The sequence below is a fragment of the Mycobacterium sp. MUNTM1 genome (assembly GCF_054660795.1).
Map to the genome: position 1 here is coordinate 35,987 of NZ_BAAGDE010000056.1, position 7,040 is coordinate 43,026.

The 7,040-nt window shown below is 67.7% G+C and carries 7 protein-coding genes and 1 pseudogene; 4 read left to right on the forward strand and 4 right to left on the reverse strand.

Features of this window, described 5'->3' with window-relative positions:
- The first annotated feature begins 8 nt into the window (after positions 1-8).
- A complete protein-coding gene (locus ACYQ8K_RS24675; protein ID WP_459973156.1) occupies positions 9-590 on the forward strand; it encodes a TetR/AcrR family transcriptional regulator in 582 nt (193 codons plus the stop codon).
- Between the two features lie 38 nt (positions 591-628).
- On the opposite strand, the gene ACYQ8K_RS24680 is transcribed toward ACYQ8K_RS24675, so the two are convergent.
- From ACYQ8K_RS24680 to trxA, 4 genes are all read right to left on the reverse strand, one after another.
- Positions 629-826 carry a helix-turn-helix domain-containing protein gene (locus ACYQ8K_RS24680; protein WP_459973176.1) on the reverse strand — a complete coding sequence of 66 codons (198 nt, stop codon included), beginning with the start codon at positions 824-826 and terminating at the stop codon, positions 629-631.
- A gap of 160 nt (positions 827-986) precedes the next feature.
- Positions 987-2,624 (reverse strand): ABC-F family ATP-binding cassette domain-containing protein, encoded by a 1,638-nt coding sequence (locus tag ACYQ8K_RS24685; protein WP_459973158.1) that lies wholly within the window; start codon positions 2,622-2,624, stop codon positions 987-989.
- Positions 2,625-2,651: 27 nt separating this feature from the next.
- Entirely contained in the window at positions 2,652-3,461 is an 810-nt protein-coding gene (locus tag ACYQ8K_RS24690; protein ID WP_459973160.1) for an enoyl-CoA hydratase, read from the reverse strand.
- Between the two features lie 56 nt (positions 3,462-3,517).
- The gene (trxA, locus tag ACYQ8K_RS24695; protein WP_459973162.1) at positions 3,518-3,871 is read right to left on the reverse strand and encodes a thioredoxin; all 354 of its coding nucleotides are present in this window, start codon (positions 3,869-3,871) and stop codon (positions 3,518-3,520) included.
- 177 nt (positions 3,872-4,048) lie between these two features.
- Between trxA and ACYQ8K_RS24700 the strand changes: the two genes are divergently transcribed.
- The 3 genes and pseudogenes from ACYQ8K_RS24700 to ACYQ8K_RS24710 form a co-directional block, all read left to right on the forward strand.
- Complete coding sequence (locus ACYQ8K_RS24700) at positions 4,049-5,875, forward strand: acyl-CoA dehydrogenase (protein ID WP_459973164.1); 1,827 nt, start codon at positions 4,049-4,051, stop codon at positions 5,873-5,875.
- A gap of 80 nt (positions 5,876-5,955) precedes the next feature.
- Complete coding sequence (locus ACYQ8K_RS24705) at positions 5,956-6,741, forward strand: DUF5666 domain-containing protein (RefSeq protein ID WP_459973166.1); 786 nt, start codon at positions 5,956-5,958, stop codon at positions 6,739-6,741.
- Positions 6,742-6,870: 129 nt separating this feature from the next.
- Positions 6,871-7,040, forward strand: a pseudogene (locus ACYQ8K_RS24710) (DUF5666 domain-containing protein); the annotation flags it as partial.

Below are 7,040 nucleotides of genomic sequence, written 5' to 3' on the forward strand. Positions count from 1 at the left end.
CTCACCCCGTGCCCAAGGTCAGCGAGGACCATCTGGCGGCTCGACGCCGCCAGATCCTCGACGGCGCCCGCCGTTGCTTTGCCGAATACGGTTACGAGCAGGCGACGGTCCGCCGGCTGGAGAAGGCGATCGGGATGTCGCGCGGCGCGATCTTCCACCACTTCCGGGACAAGGACGCGCTGTTTTTCGCCCTCGCCCACGAGGACGCCGAGCGGATGGCCGACGTGGCGTCCCGCGCGGGACTCATCCAGGTGATGCGCGACATGCTGGCCGCGCCGGACCAGTTCGACTGGCTGGCCACCAGATTGGAGATCGCCCGCAAGCTGCGCAACGATCCCGCGTTCAGCCGGGGATGGGCGGAACGGTCGGCCGAGCTGGCGGCGGCGACCACCGATCGGCTGCGCCGGCAGAAGGAGGCACACCGGGTGCGCGACGACGTGCCCGGCGACGTGCTGCAGTGCTATTTGGAGCTGGTGCTCGACGGTCTGGTGGCCCGGTCGGCGTCCGGCGAGGACCCGCAGCGCCTATCCGCGGTCCTGGATCTGGTGGAAAACTCGGTGCGCCGCAACGACTCTGAGAAGCGATCGTAACGTCACCGCGAACAAGGGGATGTGATTTCGCAGTGACGCTACGCCCGCGCGATCTTGGCGGTCCGGTTGGGGCCGCCGCGGCTGCGCATCGTGGTGCCCGACTCACGCAGCAAGCTATGAATCGACCCGTACGACCTGCCGGTCTTCGCGACCAGGCTGCGGATGCTGGCGCCGCCTTCGTAGGCGTGGCGCAGTTCGTGCAACAACTGGTCGCGTGTCTTGGCCGACCTTTGCAGTGTTCTCTTCATGGCTCCTCCGACGCGGGACACGATCGCAAGCACCCAGCGTAGGAAGCCGCCGTCGGCCGCGGGCCGATTTCGCCGAATCGCCTGCGAAGTCGTGGCGATCGCGAGCGCGGCATGGTCAGCCAAGGCGCAGCGGGTCGCCGCCATCAAATCAGGCGAGCTCGATGAGATCGGAGTATTCGTCGGACCAGAAGTCCTCGGTGCCGTCGGGCAACAGCACGACGCGCTGCGGGTCGAGCGCCTCGGCGGCACCCGGATCGTGCGTCACCAACACCACCGCGCCCTGGTAACTGCGCAGCGCGTCGAGCACCTGCTCGCGCGAGGCCGGGTCGAGGTTGTTCGTCGGCTCATCGAGCAGCAGCACGTTGGCGGTCGAGGCCACCAACCCGGCCAGCGCGAGCCGGGTCTTCTCGCCGCCGGACAGGGTGCCCGCCGGCTGGTCGAGCTGGGGGCCGCTGAACATGAAGGCGCCCAACAGCCCCCGCAGATCCTGCTCGCCCGAATCCGGTGCGGCGTGGCGGATGTTCTCCCACACGGTCGCATCGTTGTCGAGCGTGTCGTGCTCCTGGGCGAAGTAGCCGATCCGCAGCCCGTGCCCGGGCTCGAGTCCCCCGGTGTCGGGCGCCTCGGTGCCGGCCAGGATCCTCAGCAGGGTGGTCTTCCCGGCGCCGTTGAGGCCCAGCACCACCACCCGCGAGCCGCGGTCGATCGCCAGGTCGAGGCCGGTGAACACCTCCAGCGACCCGTAGGACTTGCTCAGCCCGGTGGCCACCAACGGCGTGCGCCCGCACGCGGCCGGGTCGGGGAACTTGATGCGGGCCACCTTGTCGGCCACCCGCTCGTCGTCGAGCGCGGCCATCATCCGGTCGGCACGACGCAACATGTTCTGCGCGGCAACGGCTTTGGTGGCCTTCGCACCGAGCTTGGCGGCCTGTGAGCGCAGCGCGGTGGCCTTGCGTTCGGCGTTCGCGCGTTCCCGGCGCCGGCGCTGCTCGTCGGTGGCCCGCGCGTCGAGGTATTTCTGCCACGTCATGTTGTAGACGTCGACCTCGCCGCGCACCGCGTCCAGGAACCACACCCGGTTGACGACGTCGGCGAGCAGTTCGACGTTGTGGCTGATGATCACCAGCCCACCGGTGTGTGCGCGCAGGAAATCGCGCAGCCAGCCGATGGAATCCGCGTCCAGGTGGTTGGTCGGCTCGTCGAGCAGCAGCGTGGTCGACGAACCCGACATACCCGCGCCGCCCTCGGACGCGGCGAACAGGATGCGGGCCAGTTCCACCCGGCGGCGCTGCCCGCCGGACAGGGTGCGCAGCTGCTGCGTCAGCACCCGTTCCGGCAGGCCGAGACTCGCGCAGATGCGGCTCGCTTCGCTTTCCGCGCCGTAGCCGCCGAGAGCGACGAAACGCTCCTCCAGCTGCCCGTACCGGCGGATCGCGCGGTCGCGGGCGTCGTCGTCGGCGACCTCGGCCATCAACGCCTGCTGCTTTTCCAGGTCGGTCAGCAACACGTCGAGCCCGCGGGCCGACAAGACCCGGTCGCGGGCCAGCACGTCGAGGTCGCCCTCCTTGGGATCCTGTGGCAGATAACCGATTTCACCGGCGCGGTGGATCGCGCCCGCATAGGGCTCGGTTTCCCCCGCCAGGATGCGCAGAGTGGTGGTCTTACCGGCGCCGTTGCGGCCCACCAGACCGATCCGGTCGCCGGGCTGCACGCGCAGGTCGGGACCGTCCGGGGAGAGCAGGATGCGCGCACCAGCGCGGACCTCGAGGTCCGTGGCCGTGATCACGATCGCTCTCCTTGGTTGAAAAGACGCCTATTTGTCGTCGGTGAACACCGGGGGTCGTCGTTCTGCGCGCGCGGCAACTGCTTCTTCGAAGTTGGCGGTGAGCAGGCGGACGAAAAGCTGTCCCAAGCCTTCGGCTTGCATGTGCCCTTCCAGGCTACCGGCGTCCAGTCCACTCCACAGCGTGCGCTTGGTCAACTCGATGCCCGGCCGGGAGAAGGCCGCTATCCGCGCGGCGATGGCATAGCAGGTGTCCAGCAGCTGCTCCTCGGGCACCTGGCAGGACACCAGCCCGATGCGTTCGGCCTCCTCGGCGGTGACGTCGCGACCGGTCAGCATGATCTCGAAGGCGCGCGACGAGCCGATGGCCCGCGGTAGCAGGTAGGACAGCCCCAGTTCGCTGGCGGTCAGCCCGTTGTTGATGCCGGCGGCGCGGAAGTACGCGCTGGTCGAGGCCACCCGGATGTCGGCGGCCAGGGCCAGGCACAGGCCGCCGCCGATGGCGGGGCCGTTGACCGCGGCGATCACCGGTTGGTGCAGCCGGCGCAGCGCCAGGATGACCTCGTCGAGGATCTCCATGGAGCGCAGCGCGTAGGTCGGGCGGGTCAGCCCCTCGACGTGCGGCACCGAGCCCGCGGACTTGTGATCGGCGCCGGAGGAAAAGCCGCGGCCGGCCCCGGTCAGCACGACGACGCGCACCGAATTGTCGTAGGTGACCTTTTCCAGGGCCTCCTTGAGCGGGAGCATGATGTCGAAGGCCATGGAGTTCATCCGCTCCGGCCGATTCAGGGTTATCAGTGCGACGCCGGGCCGCGGGTGATCCACCAGTACCAAACTCACCCATGCAACCTAGCGCGTAGCTAACCGTGGCTCTGCGCGCAGCGCGGCGTGGAGGCTTATTCGGCTTGCCCGGCCTGGGCGGCGTCGACGTCGAAGGCGCGGACTTGCTGGACCAGATCCTCCAGGGCGGCCGGCGGCAGGGCACCCGGCTGGTTGAACAGCAGTTTGCCCTTCTTGAAGGCCATCAGCGTCGGGATGGACCGGATCTGGGCGGCCGCGGCCAGCTGTTGTTCGGCCTCGGTGTCGACTTTGGCGTGCACGATGTCGGGGTGTTTCTCGGCCGACGCCTGGAAAGTGGGGCCGAACTGGCGGCATGGGCCGCACCAGGACGCCCAGAAGTCGACGAGCACGATGTCGTTGCCCTCGATGGTTTCGTTGAACTTCTCAGCGGTGAGATCAAGTGTTGTCACATTTGCCGTAACGCCCGGAGCCGACCCGATGTTCCCCGATGTGCCGGGAGTTCGGAATACGGCTAGCGGCGCGCCGCGCCGCTCGGAGCGGCGCTGGTTACGGTTGCGTACGTTTTCCCGCGTCCGACAGACTGGGCCTGACGATCCGCCGCCTCGAGGACCAGTGAGGGAATCGCGTTGGGCCACTACATCGCAAACGTTCGTGATATCGAGTTCAACCTCTTCGAAATGCTCGATGTCGGCGCCGTTTTGGGCACCGGCGGCTACAGCGAGCTCGACGAGGACACGGTCAAAACGATATTGGCCGAAGCCGCTCGCCTCGCCGAAGGTCCGGTGGCCGAATCGTTCGCCTTCGCCGACCGCAATCCGCCGGTATTCGACCCGGCCGAGCACAAGATCACGGTGCCCGACGAGTTGGCCAAGACGGTGGCCGCGCTCAAGGAGGCCGGCTGGTGGCGGCTGGGCATGGCCGAAGAGATCGGCGGCATGCCCGCCCCGCCGCCGCTGGCGTGGGCGGTCAACGAGATGCTGATCTGCGCCAACCCGTCGGCGAATTTCTTTTGCCTGGGCCCGTTTATGTCTCAGGCGTTGTATGTCGAGGGCAACGAGCAGCAGCGTCAATGGGCCGCGCAGGGTGTCGAGCGGGGCTGGGCGGCCACCATGGTGCTCACCGAGCCCGACGCGGGCTCCGACGTCGGCGCCGGCCGCGCCAAAGCCATCGAACAACCCGACGGCACCTGGCACATCGAGGGCGTCAAGCGCTTCATCTCCGGCGGCGACGTGGGCGATACCGCCGAGAACATCTTCCATCTGGTGCTGGCCCGCCCGGAGGGCGCCGGACCGGGCACCAAGGGGCTGAGCCTGTTCTACGTGCCCAACTTCCTGTTCGACCCCGACACCTTCGAACTCGGCCCCCGCAACGGGGTTTACGTCACCGGGGTGGAACACAAGATGGGCATCAAGTCCTCCCCCACGTGCGAATTGACTTTCGGCGCAACGGATGTGCCCGCCGTCGGCTACCTGGTCGGCGATGTGCACCGCGGCATCGCGCAGATGTTCACCGTGATCGAGCAGGCGCGCATGACCATTGGCGTCAAGGCCGCCGGCACGCTGTCCACCGGCTACCTGAACGCGCTGGCGTTCGCCAAGGAGCGCGTGCAGGGTGCGGACATGACGCAGATGTCGGACAAGACCGCGCCGCGGGTCACGATCATCCACCATCCCGACGTGCGCCGCAGCCTGATGACCCAGAAGGCGTACGCGGAGGGGCTGCGCGCGCTCTACATGTATGCCGCCGCACATCAGGATGAGGCTGTGGCCCAACGTGTTTCGGGTGCAGACCCCGAGATGGCGCACCGCATCGACGATCTGCTGCTGCCGATCGTCAAGGGGGTCAGCTCGGAGCGGGCCTATGAGGTACTGACCGAGTCGCTGCAAACCCTGGGCGGTTCCGGCTTTTTGGCCGACTATCCGCTCGAGCAGTACATCCGGGATTCCAAGATCGATTCCCTCTATGAGGGCACCACCGCCATCCAGGCGCTGGACTTCTTCTTCCGCAAGATCGTGCGCGACCGGGGTCAGGCCCTGCAGTTCCTGACGACTCAGATCACGGCGACCATCGACGACTGCGACGAGGCCCTCAAGCCGATCGCCCAGCTGGTGCAGACCGCGTACGACGATGTCACGGCGATGACGGGTGCGCTGACGGGCTTCCTGATGTCGGCGGCCCAACAGGCAGAAGAGATCTACAAGGTGGGGCTGGGATCGGTGCGCTACCTGCTCGCGGTGGGCGATCTGCTGATCGGCTGGCTGTTGCTGATGCAGGCCGGGATCGCGGCCCGCGCGCTGGCCGAGGGCGCCGGCAACGACGAGGCCTTCTATCGGGGCAAGATCGCGACCGCGGGATTCTTCGCCAAGAACATGCTGCCGAAGCTCACCTCGCTGCGCAGTGTCATCGAATCCATGGACGACGAGATCATGAAGGTGGCCGAAGAAGCGTTCTGACGCGGCGGATACACAGGTTAGCCACAGTTTAAACGGGTAAACCATGACGTTGGCTCTAACCGACGAATGGAGAAACGTTGATGTCTGCCAGCTGTCCAGTGCCCCGGCTCACTCGCTTCGCGGTCTTCGCCGTCGCGGGAGCCACCGCATTGTCCCTGTCCGCCTGCGGCTCTTCGAACAAATCCAGTTCCACGTCAACGTCCACCTCAACCGCGACGTCCACCGTCACCTCGACCACCACGTCGTCCACCCCTAACGCCGAAGCGCGGGTCAGCGGTCTGATCGCCTCGGTCGCGGGCAACTCCATCCAGGTCACCAAGGAAGACAACGCGACCGCCTCGGTCAACTTCACCTCGACCACCAAGATCACCGAGGCCGTGCCGGCCGGGCTTCCGGACGTCACCCCGGGCAGCTGCGTCAGCGTGAAGCCGACGGAGGGATCGGCCCCCGGGCAGGCGGTCACCGCCGCGTCGGTGAAGATCAGCGAGTCCGTGAACGGCGCGTGCCCCAAGCCTCCGCAGTCCGCGCCGGGCGCCTCGACCACCGCCCCGTCCCTTCCGCCGTCGCAGGCGCCCGCGAAGCCGGCCTGGGTCCGTGGCTCGGTGGCGTCGGTGACCGGTAACACCATCAACGTGACCAACACCGATCCGAGCGGCAACACCACGCAAACGCCCGTGACGGTCGATGCCAAGACCAAGTACAGCAAGCAGTCGTCTGCGAACACCGACGCGATCACGCCGGGCAAGTGCCTGTCCGCGCGCGGAACTCAGGACAACGGCGGCGCGCTGCAAGCGACGAGCATCAACCTACGACAGGCCGTCGACGGCAAATGCGGCAAGCCCAAGCAGCCCGGCCACGGGGGCTGACCCGGCCCGGGTTGACTGAGATTGCCGTCACTCCTGCCGGGCGCGGCGTGAGAACCGCGCCCGGCGGGGGTAATTGCTGAGGGCCGCGAAACGTTTGATCGGAGATGAGTGGCTGTGCCTGCCCTATCGCTGAAGACCCGGCGGACACAGATCGCGCTCGGCGTCATTGTCGCTTTCGTCGCGGTGTGCGTCGCCATGTGCGGCTCCTCACACGACACGTCGACCGGCAGCGGCCCGCCGGCCGTCACGGCGGTCCCGCCGAGCGCGGCCCCCAGCGCCGCGCCCCCGCCCCCGGGGCC